This is a genomic window from Streptomyces sp. NL15-2K (genome assembly GCF_030551255.1).
Classification (GTDB): Bacteria; Actinomycetota; Actinomycetes; order Streptomycetales; family Streptomycetaceae; genus Streptomyces.
In genome coordinates this window covers 4553946-4571949 of the sequence record NZ_CP130630.1, presented here as the reverse complement: position 1 = coordinate 4571949, position 18004 = coordinate 4553946, and the positions used below count along the sequence as shown (strand labels likewise).

At 69.4% G+C, this 18004-nt stretch carries 16 protein-coding genes and 1 pseudogene; 7 read left to right on the top strand and 10 right to left on the bottom strand.

Annotation, left to right across the window (positions count from 1 at the left end; translation table 11 throughout):
* Window positions 1-63: 63 nt before the first annotated feature.
* Window positions 64-888, top strand: a complete 825-nt coding sequence (locus Q4V64_RS20280) for an SAM-dependent methyltransferase (protein ID WP_124441728.1) — start codon at window positions 64-66, stop codon at window positions 886-888.
* A gap of 118 nt (window positions 889-1006) precedes the next feature.
* Entirely contained in the window at window positions 1007-1369 is a 363-nt protein-coding gene (locus Q4V64_RS20275) for a four-helix bundle copper-binding protein (protein WP_124441729.1), read from the top strand.
* A gap of 68 nt (window positions 1370-1437) precedes the next feature.
* On the opposite strand, the gene Q4V64_RS20270 is transcribed toward Q4V64_RS20275, so the two are convergent.
* Together Q4V64_RS20270 and Q4V64_RS55105 are read right to left on the bottom strand one after the other, a co-directional pair.
* Window positions 1438-2409 carry a D-alanyl-D-alanine carboxypeptidase family protein gene (locus tag Q4V64_RS20270; protein WP_306308376.1) on the bottom strand — a complete coding sequence of 324 codons (972 nt, stop codon included), beginning with the start codon at window positions 2407-2409 and terminating at the stop codon, window positions 1438-1440.
* Window positions 2410-2556: 147 nt separating this feature from the next.
* Window positions 2557-2847: pseudogene (locus Q4V64_RS55105) on the bottom strand (acyl-CoA thioesterase); the annotation flags it as partial.
* Window positions 2848-2966: 119 nt separating this feature from the next.
* On the opposite strand from Q4V64_RS55105, the gene Q4V64_RS20265 reads away from it, so the two are divergent.
* Together Q4V64_RS20265 and Q4V64_RS20260 are read left to right on the top strand one after the other, a co-directional pair.
* Window positions 2967-4268 (top strand): LCP family protein, encoded by a 1302-nt coding sequence (locus Q4V64_RS20265; protein ID WP_124441730.1) that lies wholly within the window; start codon window positions 2967-2969, stop codon window positions 4266-4268.
* Entirely contained in the window at window positions 4261-4887 is a 627-nt protein-coding gene (locus tag Q4V64_RS20260) for an HAD-IA family hydrolase (protein ID WP_124441731.1), read from the top strand. The genes Q4V64_RS20265 and Q4V64_RS20260 overlap by 8 nt, the downstream gene beginning before the upstream one ends.
* A 23-nt stretch (window positions 4888-4910) precedes the next feature.
* On the opposite strand, the gene Q4V64_RS20255 is transcribed toward Q4V64_RS20260, so the two are convergent.
* Window positions 4911-5582 (bottom strand): DUF4097 family beta strand repeat-containing protein, encoded by a 672-nt coding sequence (locus Q4V64_RS20255; RefSeq protein WP_124441732.1) that lies wholly within the window; start codon window positions 5580-5582, stop codon window positions 4911-4913.
* A 222-nt stretch (window positions 5583-5804) separates the two neighbouring features.
* Here Q4V64_RS20255 and Q4V64_RS20250 point away from each other — a divergent pair, with 222 nt between their 5' ends.
* Entirely contained in the window at window positions 5805-6560 is a 756-nt protein-coding gene (locus tag Q4V64_RS20250) for a helix-turn-helix domain-containing protein (protein ID WP_124441733.1), read from the top strand.
* Window positions 6561-6570: 10 nt separating this feature from the next.
* Here the strand turns inward: Q4V64_RS20250 and Q4V64_RS20245 are convergent, their stop codons facing one another.
* Together Q4V64_RS20245 and Q4V64_RS20240 are read right to left on the bottom strand one after the other, a co-directional pair.
* Window positions 6571-6831: a hypothetical protein gene (locus tag Q4V64_RS20245; protein WP_303710914.1), complete on the bottom strand. Its 261-nt coding sequence runs from the start codon at window positions 6829-6831 to the stop codon at window positions 6571-6573.
* 24 nt (window positions 6832-6855) lie between these two features.
* Entirely contained in the window at window positions 6856-7383 is a 528-nt protein-coding gene (locus tag Q4V64_RS20240; protein WP_303710913.1) for a class I SAM-dependent methyltransferase, read from the bottom strand.
* 247 nt (window positions 7384-7630) lie between these two features.
* On the opposite strand from Q4V64_RS20240, the gene Q4V64_RS20235 reads away from it, so the two are divergent.
* Window positions 7631-8125 carry a hypothetical protein gene (locus tag Q4V64_RS20235; protein WP_303710911.1) on the top strand — a complete coding sequence of 165 codons (495 nt, stop codon included), beginning with the start codon at window positions 7631-7633 and terminating at the stop codon, window positions 8123-8125.
* Window positions 8126-8279: 154 nt separating this feature from the next.
* Here the strand turns inward: Q4V64_RS20235 and Q4V64_RS20230 are convergent, their stop codons facing one another.
* Complete coding sequence (locus Q4V64_RS20230; RefSeq protein ID WP_253267116.1) at window positions 8280-9737, bottom strand: LCP family protein; 1458 nt, start codon at window positions 9735-9737, stop codon at window positions 8280-8282.
* A 132-nt stretch (window positions 9738-9869) separates the two neighbouring features.
* On the opposite strand from Q4V64_RS20230, the gene Q4V64_RS20225 reads away from it, so the two are divergent.
* Entirely contained in the window at window positions 9870-10922 is a 1053-nt protein-coding gene (locus Q4V64_RS20225) for a glycosyltransferase family 2 protein (protein ID WP_124441736.1), read from the top strand.
* A gap of 16 nt (window positions 10923-10938) precedes the next feature.
* Here the strand turns inward: Q4V64_RS20225 and Q4V64_RS20220 are convergent, their stop codons facing one another.
* From Q4V64_RS20220 to Q4V64_RS20205, 4 genes are all read right to left on the bottom strand, one after another.
* Window positions 10939-12501: an LCP family protein gene (locus Q4V64_RS20220; protein WP_253267117.1), complete on the bottom strand. Its 1563-nt coding sequence runs from the start codon at window positions 12499-12501 to the stop codon at window positions 10939-10941.
* A gap of 129 nt (window positions 12502-12630) precedes the next feature.
* Window positions 12631-14355 (bottom strand): LCP family protein, encoded by a 1725-nt coding sequence (locus tag Q4V64_RS20215; RefSeq protein ID WP_124441738.1) that lies wholly within the window; start codon window positions 14353-14355, stop codon window positions 12631-12633.
* A gap of 145 nt (window positions 14356-14500) precedes the next feature.
* Complete coding sequence (locus tag Q4V64_RS20210; RefSeq protein WP_124441739.1) at window positions 14501-16132, bottom strand: LCP family protein; 1632 nt, start codon at window positions 16130-16132, stop codon at window positions 14501-14503.
* A gap of 75 nt (window positions 16133-16207) precedes the next feature.
* Window positions 16208-17962, bottom strand: coding sequence for an LCP family protein (locus tag Q4V64_RS20205; RefSeq protein ID WP_124441740.1), 1755 nt, complete (start codon window positions 17960-17962; stop codon window positions 16208-16210).
* Between the last annotated feature and the right edge of the window lie 42 nt (window positions 17963-18004).

Below are 18004 nucleotides of genomic sequence, written 5' to 3'. Positions count from 1 at the left end.
GCCTAGGTTGAGGCGGAACCCGATCCAAAACGGATCAGTACTGCCCGAAGGAGACCAGGCACCATGTCCGACCCCTCAGCGTCCCGCGACGAAGGCATCGCCCGCACCGCCCGGCTGCGGACCGACGTGTCCCACTCGGCGCGGATCTGGAACTACTGGCTGGGCGGCAAGGACCACTACCCCGTCGACGAGGAGGTCGGCGATCAGATCCTGTCCTTCGTGCCGGCGCTGCCCCGCTCCGCCGTCGCGGACCGGCGCTTTCTGGCGCGGGCGGTGCGGTTCCTGGCCGGGGAGGCGGGGGTCCGGCAATTCCTGGACGTCGGCACCGGCCTGCCGACCGCCGACAACACCCACGAGGTCGCGCAGGGCGTCGACCCGTCGTGCCGGATCGTGTACGTCGACAACGACCCCCTCGTCCTCGCCCACGCGCACGCCCTGCTCACCAGCAGCCCCGAGGGGGTCACGGACTACATCGAGGCCGATGTCCACGACCCCGGGGCGATCATCGAGCGCGCCGCGCGCATCCTGAACTTCGACGAGCCCGTCGCCATCACCATGCTGGGCGTCCTCAACTTCGTCATGGACACCGACGAGGCCGTCGACATCGTGCACCGTCTCCTGGACGCCGTGCCCTCCGGCAGCTACCTGGTCGTCTCCCACCCCACCACGGAGGTCGACGCCGAGGCGATGAGGACGGCGGTGGACTACTGGAACGGCCAGGGTTCGGCCCCGATGACCCTGCGCAGCCGTACGGACCTCCTGCGCCTCTTCGACCGCGTCGACCTCCTCGAACCGGGCCTCGTCTCCTGCTCCCGCTGGCGCCCCGAGGCGGCGCGGGAGGAGATCGTGGACGTCACGCACTTCGGCGGGGTGGGCAGGAAGCCGTAAGCAGGCCGGCGCGCACGGAGTGGATTCCTCCGGTCCGCCCCGTAGCGGGCGCGGGCGGACGAGCGTAGTACGGAAGGGTGAGGGCCGCCCCCGGGCCCTCCCTCTCCAAGGAGGAACCATGCAGCAGCCTGCCGGCACGACCGCCATGAGCAAGGAGATGCAGGACTGCGTCGAGGCGTGCATGTCCTGTCACAGCGCGTGCGAGGAGACCATGAGCTCCTGTATGCAGATGGGCGGCCAGGCCCAGATGCAGATCATGCGCGCGCTCATCGACTGTTCCGAGACGACCCGCATGTGTGCGGACATGATGATGCGCCGCTCGCCGATGTCGGCCGACATGTGCGCCCTGTGCGCCAAGGCCTGTGACACGTGCGCCGAGGCGTGCATGTCCCTGCCCGACGACCCCCAGATGATGGCCTGCGCAGAGGCCTGCCGCCGCTGCGCCCAGACCTGCCGCGCGATGGCGGGCGCCACGATGTGACCCGGCCTGCCGGGCTTCAAGGGCACCTTCAGGGGTGCCCTTGAACGCTCATGCGGGGTGCCCTCGGCTCAGCCGAAGTACGCCTTCTCGTTCACGTGGAACATGTAGTCGCGCCAGTGCGCATTGATGTACGTGAACCGCGTTGGGTCGTAGCTCCAGAGCTCGTCCAGCGCGTCGGCGATCACGTCCTGGTTCGCGCGGATGAAGTCCAGGACCGCCTCGGAGACCGGCGCGTACGACCAGTGCCAGCGCTCCTCACTGATCGCGGGCTCGTTCTTGGCCGACTCCGCCGTGTACGTCTGGAGGAAGCCGTACCGGGCCGCGTTCGCGCGCAGCCACTGGTAGTGGGCGGCCTCCGGGCCGTTGTCCGTCCAGTCCTGGGGCGTCGTGTTGAAGAAGTCCGCGTCGCAGCCCAGGTGGTGGCGGGAGACGCCGGGCGCCGTCGACGTGCGGAGGATCTCGATCTGGCGATCGTCGGGGGTCAGGGACGCCCACACCTCGCGGTGGGAGTCCTTGTCCGGGTCCCACTGCGGGTCCGAGCCCAGCTGAGTGGGGTACTTGGAGCGCACATCGTCGGTGATGGTCCCGAAGGTCCCGGCGCCACCCGAACCGGTACGCAGAAACTCGTACTTACGGTCCCATATCGAGCGCTGAGTCTCCGCGGTGCGCACCCAGGAGACGACGACCTTGTCACGGGCCGTGTCCGTGGCGGCCGCCGCGGCATCGGCCAGTCCGTTGACCTGGGTGTCCATCTCCGTCTTGATCGCGTCGGGGGCGGACCCCGTGCCGGTGATCCAGGCGGCGAGGGCCGTCGGGTCCGCGGCGTTCAGGATCCTCGCGACGGCCCGCTTACGGCCGTCGACACCCCACTGCGAGCGGAACGTCCGGGGCGGCGGGGCCGTGTCCGCCAAGGCCGCCCAGCCGTACCCCGCAGCGCCAACGGCCGCCGCCCCGGCCGCGGCCACCCCGAGGAATCGTCGCCTGCCGGGTGCCTTCCGGCGGTGGTCGGGGACTGAACTGTCGCGCTTGTCGCCGTGCATGTGCGTTTCCGTTCTCGGCACCGGCTTCTTGCACCGGTGGGTGCGCACGACATTCGCATGGCTGCGGCCTGGTCCGACAGGGGCGGAGACCCGTGAACGACGCCGGATATTGCGGAAGTTGGGGGAACGACGGGTGAACGCGGACCGCCACTTGTCGCGTCCGGCCAGGACTCGCACGCCGACCTCCATCGAGGTCCGGCCGGCCCAGTTGACCTTGGCTTTCACATGGACCAGATCGCCGACGCGGACCGGCTCCAGGAACGCCATCTCATCCATGGAGGCGGTGACGGCCTCGTCCATGGAGGCGGCGACGGCGGGTCCCGCTGTGCCGGCCGGCCACCGCGCCCGCCGCGTCGTCGACCAGCTTCATGATCACGAGGTGGGCTTGCCCGGGATATCCGGAGTTCCCGATTCCGCGGCGGAGGCCTGGTCTGTCATGGCCTCCACCTTATGCCGAGGCGACATCCGGGGAATTTGTGTCAGCTTCGCAACAGGACCGCCCTTATTTTCCCACGAACCTTGTAAGCCGTACGGCTTTGCCCTGCACACTGGGGCGCATGAACGATTGGCCCGAGGCATGGTCCGACGACAACCGCGGCAACCGGTACGGACGCGGCAGCGCGAGCGCACAGCCTGAAGGCGCGCGCGTGATGCGGCAGGTCCGCCGCGGCCCGGCGGCGCCGCCCCGGCAGGGCGGGTACGGCGGCCCCGGCCCCGCCGCCCCGCAGTACGGCGGGGTCCCGCAGCAGCCGTCGTACGTCGACGGCAGCGGCAGCGACCCCGCCTACGACAACGGATACGACAGCGGCTACAACACCGGCCAGGTCTACGGCGGCGGTGGCCCCGGCGGTCCCAGAGGTGACCGCGCCCCGCGCCCCGCGCCGAACTGGCGTCGGCGCATCAAGTGGACCGCGATAACCGTGACGACCGTGCTGATCGTCACCACCGTCGGCACGTACTTCTGGGCCGACTCCAAGCTCAACCGCGATGTCGACCTGTCCAAGGTCATCGACCGGCCGGAGGCGGGCGAGGGCACGAACTACCTGATCGTCGGCTCCGACAGCCGCGCCGGGCTGTCCGACGAGCAGAAGAAGGAGCTGCACACCGGCTCCGCCGAGGGCAAGCGCACCGACTCGATGATGCTGCTGCACGTCGGCAGCAACGGCGACACCCTGGTCTCCCTGCCCCGTGACTCGGACGTGGAGATCCCGACGTACAAGGGATCCGACTCAGGCAAGACCTACCAGGGCACGGGCCGGCACGTGAAACTGAACGCGGCCTACGCGGAGGACGGCCCCGAGCTGCTCGTCCGCACCGTCGAGTTCAACACCGGCCTGCACATCGACCACTACGTCGAGATCGGCTTCGCCGGTTTCGCGAACATCGTGGACTCGGTCGGCGGCGTGGAGATCGACATCCCGCAGGACATCAAGGACACCAAGTCCGGCGCGGACTTCAAGAAGGGCAAGCAGACCCTGAACGGCGACGAGGCCCTGGCCTTCGTCCGTACCCGGTACGCGCTGGCGGGCTCCGACCTGGACCGTACGAAGAACCAGCAGAAGTTCCTCAACGCCCTCGCCAACCAGGTCGCCACCCCGAGCACGATCCTCAACCCCTTCAAGCTCTACCCGACCATGGGCGCGGGCCTGGACTCGCTGATCGTCGACAAGGACATGGGTCTGTGGGACCTCGGCTCCATGTTCTGGGCGATGAAGAGCGTCAACGGCGGCGACGGCAAGTCGATGAACATGCCCATCTCCGGCTCCAGCAACGGCAACCTCGTCTGGGACAAGGCCAAGCTGAAGACGCTGGTGGACCAGCTGAAGAACGACGAGAAGGTCACGGTGTCGAGTGAGTGACCCCGTCGGCGGAGCACCGTTCGACGCGGTGCTCTGCGACGTGGACAACGTGATCCGGTACTACGACAACTCCCCGCTGACCGCGTTGGAACGCGCGGCGGGACTGGCCGAGGGCACGACCATGAAGGTCGCCTTCGCGCCGGAGCGCGTCGAGCCGCTGATCCTTGGCCGGATCACCGCGCACGAGTGGGCGGAATCGATTGCCCAGGCCCTGACGGGCCAGGTGCCGGGGGCCACGGCCGACGCACTCGGCCGGGCCCTCGTGGACTCGCCCTTCCACGCCGACGAGCGGGTGGTGGCCGCACTGCGCCGCGCCCGCACCCGTGTCCCGCTGATCCTCGTCACCAACGCGTTCCTCCGGCTCGAGGCCGACCTCGCCTCCCTGGGCCTGGCCGACCTCGCGGACGACGTGGTGAGCAGCGCCCGGGTCGGCCTGGCGAAACCGGACCCCCGCATCTACGAGCTGGCGGCGAAGCGGGCCGGCGTACCGGCCGACCGCTGCCTCTTCGTCGACGACACCGCGGAGAACGTGGAGGCGGCGGCAGCCCTGGGCATGCGGCCGCTCCACTTCCGGGAACCGGTGGATCTGGAGCGGGCGTTGGAGCCGCTGTTCATCTGAGCGCGTTGCCGTCGAGGACCGTCTCAGAGGCTGCGGGCGGTGATGTCGCCGTAGGCGGTGGTCGCGCGGATGGTCAGGCCGGCGGCGGCGCCGTCGGTGTTCAGAAGCGCGTTGTGGATCCGGCCGTAGGTGGTGCCGGCGTCCAGGGAGGCGGAGACTCCGCGGGCGGCGCCGACCGACACCTCGCCGGACTCGGTGCGCAGCACGACCGCGCCGCGCACGGCCTCGGCGATACGGATGTCGCCCTTTTGGGTGCTGATCTCCGCGGGGCCGCCCAGGCGGCCGACCGAGATGTCGCCGGCGAGGAGGGTGAGGCGGGCGCTCGCGGTCTCGTCGAGCTTGACCGAGCCCTGCGCGCCCTCGAAGACGACGTCGCCGAGCCGTCCGACGCCCCGGAACTCGGCGCTGGCCGTCTTCGCCTCGATGCGGGAGCCGGCGGGCAGCTGGATGGTCACCTCGATGGATCCGGAAGCGCCGAGGATCCGGTTCTTGGCCGGCGAGGCCTCGATCCGCAGGACGCCGTCGCCGTATTCGACCTTGGTCTGCTCCGCCGCCTTCACGTCGCGGCCGTTCGAGGTGTCCGCGGGCAGGACCTCGACCGTGGTGTCGGCCCGGTCGGCGGCGATGAACCGGATGCGTCCCGCGGGGATGTCGAGGACGGCGGAGACCGGGGCGGGGGTGTGGAACTTGTGCATCGTGCTCTCCTTGGTTCGCTGTTTCCGATGACGGAAAAGCTACGTTGCATTCGAAGATCCGGCAACATACTCGTTGCACTCAATCGCGATCAATGCAGCTCAGAGCTGTAGAATCGTTGCAACGTCCTCGGATTTAATGCAACGAGAGCCATCCCATTCGTTGCAATGGATTGGAAGTGAACGCTATGCTGACTGGCACTACGAAGCACGAAGGAGATCGCGATGCCGGGAGGCAGGCTCACCCAGCAGGAACGCCGGCAGATCGCGTTGGGGCTGGCCGACGGCCTCGCCTACGCGGAGATCGCCAGACGTCTCGATCGGCCGACCTCGACGATCACGCGTGAGGTGATGCGGAACGGCGGCCCCACCGCCTACCGCGCCGACCTGGCCCACCGCGCCACCGAACGCCGCACCCAACGGCGCAGGCAGGCCACGCCCCAGGCGCCGCAGGCGCCCGAGCAGGCCTACGGGCGCGACGCCGAGGCCGTGCGCGAGTACGAGGAGCTGTTCACCAACGTCATGATGGCTTCGGGCATGCCCACGATGATGGCCCGGGTGATGGCCTGCCTCACCCTCACCGACTCCGGCAGCCTCACCGCGTCCGAACTCGTCCAGCGCCTCCAGGTCAGCCCGGCGTCCATCTCCAAAGCGATCGCGTTCCTCGAGAGCCAGGCCTTCGTCCGCCGGGAACAAGGCGAACGCCGCCGCGAGCGCTACGTCGTCGACGACGACATCTGGTACCAGTCGATGATGGCCAGCGCCCGCGCCATCGCCTCCCTCGTCGAGACCGCACGGCAAGGCGTCGGCGTCTTCGTCCCGGGCACCCCGGCCGCCACCCGCCTGGAGAACATCGCCCGCTTCCTCGACTTCGTCAGCGAGAGCACCGCCCGGGCGGCGGAGCAGGCCCGCGAGGTTCTCCACACGAAAGCCGAAACGCCCTCAGGCGGCACCACCGAGCCAAGTTCGGATCGCGGGTGAACAGCTGCGGCTAAGCGGTCCCGTGCGCAAGCAGGGCGATGTGCGGCAGCGCCAACTCCCTGTTGGTATCGAGGAATTCGGCACTCATCCGCTCGTACTCCCGCCGGATCCGTACGACGGTCTCCGCGTCCTGCGAGGTGACGACGAGCCCGATCGTGGCGACCCCGCCCGCGGCGCCGCCCCACCACTCGTCGACGGTGGTCCGGTGGTCCCAGGCGAGTTCGCGGGTCCGCGCCCCCTCGAACCCGGCCTCACCCAGCAGCACCGCCACGCCCTCCGGCGTACGAGCGAAGTCCTACCCCGGATCGAGCCGCGGCAGATACGACGGCGGTACGGCACCGCCCGCCTCGCAGGCCCGCCCCAGCAGTTCCTGCCCGGCCCCGTGCCGCGCGCCCCACAGCGTCACCGCGATCCGCCCGCCGGGCCGCAGCACGCGCCGCAACTCGGCGAGCGCGGCCCGCGGACGCCCGACGTGGTTGAGGACGAAGTTCCCGACGACGGCATCGAACTCGCCCTTCGGGTAAGGCAGTTCCGTCATCACCGCCACCCGCGCGTCGACTCCGCGGGCCCGCGCCGCCGCGACCATCCCGGCGTCGGCGTCCACGGCAGCCACCCTCGCACCACGCCCGAGCGCCGCCACGGCCGCCGTCCCCGTGCCGGTCCCGGCATCGAGGACGTGCGACCCCGCCGCCACCCCCGCCGCGTCCAGCAACGCCTCCACCGGCCACGCACACAGCCGTGCGAAGCTCCCCGCGTACGCCTCGACCCGCCCCGCCCACATCGCCCGCTCGGCGGCGTCGAAGGATTCCGTCGCATCGATCATGTGGCCAGACTGCCCCACAAGGATCAAGGGCACCACAGGGCGCAGTGCTGACACCGCGATGAGACGGCGTCACCTTTTCAGAGGCACGGGATCGATCACCGGAAAAAGCAGGCTGACCAGCGGAAATGACCGGCCGCCCGGTCATGTGGACCGTCTCGTGCGGTGCCTGATCTGGGCGCGTGGGGCAACGTCGATTACGGCAGCCGCCAACGAGGCGGGCCGAACTCATCGAAAGGAAACGCTCCCCGTGAAGCGTTCTCTCATCCGCGCCGCCATAGCCGGCGCCCTCACTGCCCCCGTCCTGTTCATGGCCTCCGGTGTGGCCTCCGCCGACAACCACACGGAGCGCGCCTGCTCCAAGGGCTACGCCGACGACAAGGGCAGCAAGGACCACGGCGACAAGTACGGGCACGACAAGCACGAGTACGACAAGTCCGGGTACGACAAGTCCGGGTACAACAAGGACGAGTACAACAAGGACGAGTACAACAAGGACGAGTACAACAAGGACGAGTACAACAAGGACGACAAGTCCGGGTACGACAAGAGCGCCACGTACGAGCACGACAAGTACGAGTACGACAAGCACGAGTATGACGAGCACGACAAGTACGGGCACGACAAGTACGGGCACGACAAGTACGGGCACGACAAGTACGGGCACGACAAGTACGGGCACGACAAGGGCTACTACGGCCACGGTCTGTTCGACGGCCTGTTCGACGGTCTGTTCGACAAGTAGGCGCCAGGCGCCGTGAAGGCTTCGCACGGACGATGCCCGGCGCGGACGTCCACGAATGAACGTCCGCGCCGGGCGCGGTTGCCGGCCTCCGGAGCATGGATCACGGAACGGTGGCCGTCAGGTGGCCCTGCCTCCTACGGACACCCCACGCCTACTAGGGACACCCCACCTCGTTCCCCCGCACCACCCCGCTCTCCCCCCGAGCCGGATCCTCGGCCTTCACCTCCCGTACCTCACGGAAGTCCGCCCCCGCGATCACCTTCAGCGTCGGCCCCATCCCCTTCACCGGCCGCAGCTCGCTCCCGGGCAGTGCCGCGGCCAGGGACTTCGCCGAGCGGTCCCAGCGGGGGTCGTAGGCGACGACCGTGCGGGGCACGGGGCGGGCCGCGTCGACCGGGAGGCGGGTCGTGCGGAAGCCCCTCGCTGCCAGGGCCGTGTCGACGCGTTTGCCGAGGCCGACCGTGGACGTGCCGTTCTCCACCTGGACGCGGATCTGTTGCGGGGCGACCTCCACGGGGACGGCCCTGCTCTTGGGCTGGTGCACGGCCAGGGGCTGGTCGTCGCGGAGGGAGCGGAAGACGCGCTCGGACTTTTTGGCGTCCCACTTCACCGTGGAACCCACGCCCTTGACGACGTGGCCCATCTGCTCGATCGGCACGGTCGTGAACTCCGAGGAGGAGGGGGAGAAGTTGCGCATCGCCCGGCCGAGGGCGAGCAACTCGCCCGTGCCGAAGCCCTTGTCGGCCCGGACCGAGCCCAGCACGGCCCGGGTCACGTCCCGGAACTTCATCGGGTTCAGGAGGATCCCGGAGGAGGTGGCCCGCTCGATCAACGCCGCGAGGAAGCGTTGCTGGCGTTGCATGCGGCCCAGGTCGGAGGCGCTGTCGACGTGCCGGGCGCGAACGTACTGGAGGGCCTGGCCGCCTCGCAGCGTGTGCGTGCCGGGCGGCAGGTTGAGGCCGGTGTAGGTGTCCTTCATCGGTTCGGCGGTGCAGATCTTGACCCCGCCGAGCACGTCCACCGTCTTCATGAAGCTGGTGAAGTCGACCTCCAGGTAGTGGTCGATCTTCACGCGGGTCATGTTCTCGACCGTGCGGACGATCAGGTTCGGCCCGCCTTCCGCGTACGCCGCGTTGATCTTGACCGGGTGGCCCTCGTGCCGCTGCCCCGTGGTCTGGTCGAGGTGCGCGGGTGTCATGGCGTACGAGTCGCGCGGCAGGCTGACCACACTGGCCCGCTCCCGGTCCTCCGAGATGTGCACGATCATGATCGTGTCCGTGCAGTGGCAGGGCGTGCCGCCCAGGCGGTACTTCCGCCGCTCCCGCTCGGTGATCTTGTCGCGGGCGTCCGTGCCGACCAGGAGGACGTTCATGCCGTGGCCCGCCCTCGGGCGGTTCTTCATGTCCTTGAACGGGTCCACCCGGGCGATGTCCGCGTCGAGGCTCGTGATCACCGCGTGGCCGATCCCGGCGGAAGCGAGGACCACCACGGACAGCGTCGTCACCGCTCGCATGACCCAACGGGGTTTCTTCCGCCGAACGGGCGGTCGCGGCGCGCGGTACTGCTGGGGGCGGCGCTGCGGCCTGGCGGGAGAGCGGGGCGGCGTGGGCAAGGGAGGACACCTCCGCGAGGACGGCCGTACGTGGGATCCGTGAGCACCGTAGGGCCATACGATCTGCTGCCCGGGGCAGCGACCCCGGCGGCGCGCACTGGTGTCCCCCATTCGCGGTAACGTGAGCCTCCTATGAACGCCAAGCCCGACGTGCAGCTCCCCGCCGTATCCGTGATCATGCCGGTCCTCGATGAGGAGCGGCATTTGCGCGGAGCCGTCCAAGCGATCCTCGCGCAGGAGTACGCCGGCGAGATGGAGGTCGTGATCGCCCTCGGTCCGTCCACGGACCGCACGGACGAGATCGCCGCCGAACTCGTCGCCGACACTGCGTCAAATAAGAACAAGCGCGTGCACACCGTGCCGAATCCGACCGGCCGTACGCCCGCCGCCCTCAACGCCGCGATCAAGGCCTCCCGCCATCCGATCGTCGTGCGCGTCGACGGGCACGGCATGCTCTCGCCGAACTACATCGCGACCGCCGTACGGCTCCTGGAGGAGACCGGCGCGCAGAACGTCGGCGGGATCATGCACGCCGAGGGCGAGAACGACTGGGAGCGCGCGGTCGCCGCCGCCATGACCTCGAAGATCGGGGTCGGGAACGCCGTCTTCCACACGGGAGGCGCCGCGGGCGAGGCCGAGACCGTGTACCTCGGGGTGTTCCGGCGCGAGGCGCTGGAGCAGCAGGGCGGCTACAACGAGGAGTTCATCCGCGCCCAGGACTGGGAGCTCAACTTCCGGATCCGGGAGGCGGGCGGGCTGATCTGGTTCTCGCCGGAGCTGAAGGTGTCGTACCGGCCCCGGCCGAGCGTGCGCGCCCTCGCCAAGCAGTACAAGGACTACGGCCGCTGGCGGCACGTCGTCGCCCGCTACCACGAGGGCTCCATCAACCTGCGCTACCTCGCCCCGCCGACCGCGGTGTGCGCGATCGCGGCCGGGATCGTGGTGGGGGCCGCGCTGACTCCCTGGGCATTGGTGATACCTGGCGGGTATCTCGCGGCGATCGTGCTCGGGTCCCTGCCCGCGGGCAAGGGGCTCTCGTTGAAGGCACGGCTGCAGATCCCCGTCGCCCTCGCCACCATGCACATGTCGTGGGGCTGGGGCTTCCTGACCAGCCCGCGGTCGCTGGCCCGCAAGGTGATCGCGAGCCGGCGGCCCGCGGTGCACGCGGACGCCGGCACGCACTGAGCACCGGCTGAACCGGTCAGGACCAGGTGAACCCCGGGTTCACGTGCATGCAGGCGTCCTCGTCGGCGCCGTTGAGGGCCTCGGCCGACTCGGGGGTCTTGTCGTCCTCCTGGGGCGCCTTGTACGTCGTACCCTCGCGCCAGTCCGCTCCCACGACGAGCGTGACACCGGAGACGTCCGTCGTCCGCTGCAGCGAACTCGCCGGAATCCCCAGGGACTTGGCGACGCGCCAGGCGTCGCCCTCCAGATCGGCGCTCGGGTAGCGGACGACCGTACGGTCCTCGCTCAGGGCCGAGGTGGTGTCCGCGGACGCCTTGGTGAAGCCCTTGTCCGCGAGCAGCCCCGTCACCGTGCTCGCTCGGCCGCTCGCGGCGCGGAGGGTGTCGGTGCGGGTGCCGTTCTGGACGAGGATGCCGATCTTCGCGTCCTCGGCCGCCGGGTCGGCCGGTGACTCCTCGGGCTCGGGGGTCTTCTTGGCGTCCTTGCCGTCCAGCGCGATGTCCTCCCGCACCAGGCGGAAGAGTTTCTCGGCGTCCTCAGTGGGCTCCACGCGCGCGCCCACGTAGCGGTTGGGCATCGTGGTCATGGTGATGCGTTTCGGCTCCACCTTCCGCAGTTCGTTGCTGAGGTCGTAGAGCTTCTTCACGGTGTCCAGGCCCGGGTCGACCGTGAGGGCCTGGGTGGCCTGCTCGGCGAGCCTGCGCAGCTTCATCGGGTTGCTCATGGTGGCGTTCTCGCGCAGGGTGCGGACCAGCGAGTTCATGTACATGTGCTGGCCCTTGGCCCGGGCGAGGTCGCTGCCGTCCTCGAAGCCGTACCGGGTGCGCAGCCACTGCAGGGCCTGCTCGCCCTTCACCGGGTGCGTGCCCTTCTCCAGTTTCAGGCCGGAGCCGTGGCCCTGGCTGTCGCGGGAGTGGATGTTGGCGTCCACGCAGACCGGGACGCCGCCGACGGCGTCGGCCATCGACACCACGCCCGCGAAGTCGACCATCACGAAGTGGTCGATGTGGATGCCGGTGAGCTCCTGCCAGGTGGCCACCGTGCAGCCGGGACCGCCGTGGCCGAGGCTCCGGTTGGTCATCGTCCGCCCGTCGCTCGCCGGGTACACCTTGTCGTCGTCCGGGTCGGTGCACTTCGGGATCTTCACGAGGGTGTCGCGCGGCATGCTGACGACCGACATGTTGGAGCGGTCGGCGGACAGGTGCACCAGCATCTGCACGTCCGCCAGCGGCGTGGAGCCGAACGTCTCGCGGGCGCCGCCGAGTTCCTGGTTCTGCTCGGTGTCCCGGGCGTCGGAGCCGATGAGCAGGATGTTCAGCGGGGTCTGGCCCGCGGCGTTCGGCGTCGGCTCGGCGACCTTGTTGTCGCCCAGGTTCAGCTCGTCCTTCTTGATGTTGCTGTTCAGATGCCGGTAGTAGAGGTAACCGGCGGTGGCCGTGCCGAGTATGAGGACGGCCAGGGTCGCCGCGGACCACCTGAGCACGCCGCGCCTGCGCAGGGGCCGACGGCGGCTGCCGCCCGCCTCGGCGCCGGTTCCCTCGGCGGCCGCTTCGACCTCCCGCACACTGCTCCGCGTCACTGCCCGTCCTCCCCGACCATCCCGCCCACACGCCATGGCGCGGGCCCGCCGTATGTCCTGGAGACATACGACGGGCCCGTCAGGTTGCTCTGAAACGTCAACTGGTTAACGCGTCAACCGATTGATACGTCAACTGGCGCACTGGACCTTGTCGGCCGTGGACTTCTCCACGTCCGGCGTGGCCGCCGAGGCGGCGTTGAGCTTCACGCCCGCGCCCTTGAAGTCCTTGCCCAGCGTCAGGGTCATCGTGGGCAGGCCCTGCGCGTTGGTCACGCTCTTGCCCGGCTTCATCGCCGCACCGGCCAGGCCCATGAGGTCGGCCAGCCGGCGCGCCTGGTCGGCCTGGTCGGGCGCGTACTCGAGCGTCGTCCTCGCCACGTCGGCGTCCGCGTTGCCCGCGTTCTCGGACTTGGTGACGCCCGCGCTGTTCTGCAGCCAGTCCAGTTGGTTCTGCGCGCTGCCGGACGGGGCGCCGCCGTTGAGGATCCGCACCCGCACTTGAGAGGCGTCGGCCTTGGCGCCCTTGAGGCGGGCGGCCACGGCGGCCGCCTCCTTCTTCTGCTGCGCCTTGACCTCGGTGAACGAGATGTCGTTCTTGATCATGTCGAAGACCTGGGGCGCCGTGGTCTCCTTGACGACCACCGTCGCCTTGATCGTCTCGGCGGGGTTGTCCCGCACCGGCACCGTGGTGAAGGTGATGTTCTTCGGCGGCACCTTCTTCAGCTCCAGGGCGAGGTCCTTGAGCGTGCCGACCTTGCCGATGGCGGAGTCCACGGTCAGCGCCTCGGTCGCGGCCTCGGCCAGCTTCAGCAGCTTCGTGGGGCTGGTGAGGGTGTCGCCGGAGGACATCTTGCGCATCAGCGAGCCCAGGAACTGCTGCTGCACCTTGATGCGGTCCAGGTCGCCGCTGTTGCCGAAGGCCTTGCGGGTGCGGAGGAAGGCGAGGGCCCGCTCGCCCTCGACCGTCGACTCGCCCGCGGGCAGCTGGAGCTTGGACTGCTTGTCGTCGACGGCGTTCTCCACGCAGACCTTGACGCCTTCCACCGCCGTGGTCAGCGTCTTGACCGCGTTGAAGTCGGCCATCATGAAGTGGTCCACCGAGATGCCGGTGAACTCCTTCACCGTGCGCATGGCGCAGCCCGGGTCCCGGCCGCTCTCGCCGAGGCTCCGGTTGAAGCGGACGTTCTGCAGCCCCGGAACGACCTCTTCGCTGCCGTCGTCCTGCTTCGTCCGGCAGTCCGGGATGTCCACGATCAGGTCGCGCGGGATGCTCATCGCGGTCGCGTTCGAGCGGTCCTTGGCCACGTGCAGCAGGATCGTGGTGTCGGCGTGGCCCGAGCTGCCCGTGTCGCCGTAGCCCTCGTTGCCCGCGCCGGTGCGCTTGTCGGTGCCGAGGACGAGGATGTTGAAGGCCTCGTCCTTCTTGAAGCTGCTCGCGCCCGCGTCACCGACGTCGGTCGTCTTGACGTTGCCTTCGAGGTGCTTGAGGTAGAAGTAGCCGGCGCCCGCGGCGGCCACCATGACGAACGCCATCGTGCCGCCCGTCCACAGCAGAGCCTTCTTCCCCTTCGACTTCTTCTTCTCCGGCCGCCGCCCGCGCCGCCCCGGCTCGGGTTCGTCGGCCGCGGGGCGGCGCCTGCGCTGGGGCGGGACCTCCCGGCCGGGGGCGGTGGGAGGCGTCGTACGGCTGCGGGCCGCACCCGCTTTGCCGGTGGTGGTTCTGCGGGGGCCGGGAACGGGCGACTGCGGTGCGGAAGGGCTCAGTCGCAGTTCGTATTCGCCGGTGTTCGGATTGAGTACCCACTGGTCTGCGGGATCGACGTTCTCCACCCGCCCACGGCCTTGTGTGTCCAAGGTTGTCCGAATCCTCCGTCAGGGCCCATCCGGTGCCACCCCACTGGATCGCTCACACTATCCGCACAGTTGGGGATCGAGTGAACTTTCCTTGGGTTTTGTTTGAAAAGTAGTTCGAGCAACGGGAGTTGGGTCAATTGGAGGCCTACCAGCGATACGGCTCGTACACGTTCATGCACCGACTGGTGTCGGAGCCGTTGATGGCGTCGGAGGTGCTCGGCAGGTCCCCGGCCTTCGGTGCCGACTGCTTCGGATACGTCGTGCCCGTACGCCAGTCGCCGCCCACGACGACGGTGACGCCGGAGACGTCGGTGGACTTCTGCACCGAACTCACCGGGATTCCCAGGGACTTGGCGACCGCCTGGGCGTCGCCCTCCAGTTCGGCGCTCGGGTAGCGCACGAGCGTCCGCTCCTCGGAGAGCGCCGCCGAGGTGTCCGGGGCCGCCCTGGCGAAACCCTCGCCCACGAGTGCCCGCGCGATCGCGCCCGCCCGGCCGCTGACGGGCCCGAGGGTGGAGGACCGGGTGGCGTTCTGCACGAGGACGCCGATCTGGTCGTCCTCCGCGGCGGGGTCCTTGGTGGTCTTCTCGGTGCTCGCCGTCTGCCGCGGGCGCGCCTTCGAGCCTTTGGCGTCGAACGGGACGTCGTCGCGGATCATCGTCCACATCTTCTCGGCGTCCGCCCCGTCCGGCAGCAGGTGGTTGGCGTCCTCGGAGTCCTGGACGGTCGGCATCGTCGTCATGGTGATGCGGTCCGTGGGCACCGTCTTGAGCTGCATGCCCAGGTCGTACAGCTTCTTGACCGTGCCGATCTCCTCGGAGACCTTCAGCGACCTGGTGGCCGCCTCGGCCAGGTCCATCAGCCGGCCGCCGCTGGTGAAGACGTTCTGGTCCTTCAGCGTGCGGATCATCGAGTTCATGTACATGTGCTGGGCCCGGGCCCGCAGCGGGTCGCTGCCCCAGGCGTGCCGGGTGCGCAGCCACTGCAGGGCCTGCTTGCCCTCGACCTTCTTCCTGCCCGCCGTCAACTTCAGGCCGGAACCGCCGGGCACGCCCGGCAACGGTCGGTCCCACACGTTCTGGTTGACGCAGACCTCCACCCCGCCGATCGCGTCCGCCATCTTCACCACGCCCGCGAAGTCGATCGTCATCCAGTGGTCGATGTAGACCCCGGTGAGGTTCTCCCAGGTGGCCAGGGTGCAGCCGGGCCCGCCGCGGGCCAGCGAGGTGTTGATGATGTTGTTCGTCGCCGGGTACGTGTCGCCGGTCTCCGGGTCCTTGCACGCGGGGATGTCGACCCGGGTGTCGCGCGGAATGCTCACCACCGCCGCGCTCTCGCGGTCCGCGGAGAGGTGGATGAGCATCTGCACGTCGCCCAGCGGTGGGTTGCCGCGGCTGTCCCTGCTGCCGCCCAACGCCACGTTCTCGTCGGAGTTACGGCTGTCGGAGCCGATCAGCAGGATGTTCATCGGCGTCTGCCCGGCGGCGTTCGGCCCCGTCCTGCGCGCCTTGGAGTCGCCGCTGCTGCGCTCGCCCTTCTGGATGTTGCCGTTGAGGTGCTGGTAGTAGAGGTAGCCGGCGCCGGCCGTGCCGAGTATGAGGACGGCGAGGGTGGTCGCGGACCATCGGAGCAGGCGGTGCTTGCGCCGAGGCTGCCGTGGCTCGCGGTGTCCGCCGCCCCCTGAGCCGCCTCTTCCGGAGCCGTCCTCGCCGCTCACCTCACGAGCGCGCCGGGCGCCCGGTCGCGTTCCCTCCCGCTGCGCACCGCTGTGCGTCATCCCCGTCTCCCCACCCTCGCGCCGCTGAAATGGACCTGCCGTACGCCCGGTAAGACGTACGGCAGGCCCCTCAGGTCACTTGGCGCACTCGACCTTGTCGGCCGTGGACTGGTCGACCCCCTCCGGCGCCTTCGTCGGAGCGCCGAGGGACGCACCCGCCCCCTCGAAGTCCTTGCCCAGGGTCAGGGTCATCGCGGGCAGGCCCTGGGAGTTGGTCACGCTCTCGCCCGGCTTCATCGCCGCGCCGGACAGGCCCATGATGTCAGCGAGCCGGCGTGCCTGATCGGCCTGGTCGGGAGCGTACTCGAGGGTGGTCTTGCTCAACTCCGCGTCCGCGTTGCCGCCGTTCTCGGACTTCAGCACGCCCTTGTCGTTCTGCAGCCAGGTGAGGGTCTCCTGCGCGCTGCCGGCCGGGGCGCCGCCGTTGAGGACGCGCACCCGCACTTCCGAGGCGTCGGCCTTGGTGCCCTTGAGGCGGGCGGCCGCGGCGGCCGCCTGCTTGCCGGCCTTCTCCTTCTTCTGGGCCTCGACCTCGGTGAACGACACATCGTTCTTGATCATGTCGAAGACCTGGGGAGCCGTCGCCTCGTTGGGGACGACGGTCGCCTTGACCTTCTCCGCCGGGTTGTCGATCACCGGCACCGTGACGAACGACAGGTTCTTGGTGTTGAGCTTGCCCAACTCCATCCCGAGGTCCTTCAGCTTGGTGATGTCGTCCAGCTGGGAGTCGACGGTCAGCGCCTTCGTGCCCGCCTCGGCCAGCTTGATCATCTTCGACGGGTCGGTCAGCGTGTCGTTCGACTTCAGCTTGCGCATCAGCGCGCTCAGGAACTGCTGTTGCAGCGTGATCCGGCTCAGGTCGCCGCCGAAGCCGACGGCGTGCCGGGTGCGGACGAACGCGAGCGCCGTCTCGCCCGAGATGTGCTGCGTGCCCGCCTTCAGGTCGAGGTGCGAGTCCGGGTCGTTGATGTCCTTCGCCAGACAGACGTCGACCCCGCCGACGGCCGAGGTCAGCGTCTTGACCGCGTTGAAGTCGGCCACCATGAAGTTGTCTGCCTGGACCCCGGTCAGTTCGGTGACGGTCCGCACGGTGCAGCTGGGGGTACGGCCGTCCTGGCCGAGGCTGGTGTTGAAGCGGACGTCCTGCGTGCCCGGGATGACCTCGGTGGAGCCGTCCTTCTGCGTGGTCGGGCAGTCCGGGACGTCGACGATCAGGTCGCGCGGAATGCTCAGCGCGGTCGCGTTCGAGCGGTCCTTGGAGACGTGCAGCAGGATCGTGGTGTCGGCGTGCCCGACGCTGCCGGCGTCGCCGTAACCCTCGTTGCCCGCGCCGGTGCGCTTGTCGGTGCCGATCAACAGGATGTTGATCGCCTTGTCCTTCTGGAAACCGCCGGTGCTCGCGCCGTCGTCGGCGACGGAGGTGATGTTGCCGTTCAGGTGCTCGATGTAGAAGTACGCGGCCCCGGCCGCGGCCACCAGCACGAACGCCATCGTGCCGCCGGTCCACAGCAGCGCCTTCTTCGCCTTCGACTTCTTCTTCACCGGCCGGCGCCCGCGCCGCCCCGGCAACGGCTCCTCGGGCGCACCGCGACGCCTGCGCTGGGGCGGCACCTCGCGGCCGGGCGCCGCGGGGGATGCCGTACGGCTGCGGGGCGCGCGGGGGGTCCCGGGTGCGCCCATTCTGCCGTCGGCGGCTCTGCGGGGGCCGGGAACGGGCGACTGCGGTGCGGAAGGGCTCAGTCGCAGTTCGTATTCGCCGGTGTTCGGATTGAGTACCCACTGGTCTGCGGGGTCGATGTTGTCCGCCCGCCCACGGCTTTGCGCGTCCACGGTTGTCCGAATACCTCCGTCGGGGCCACGGGGCGCCTTCCC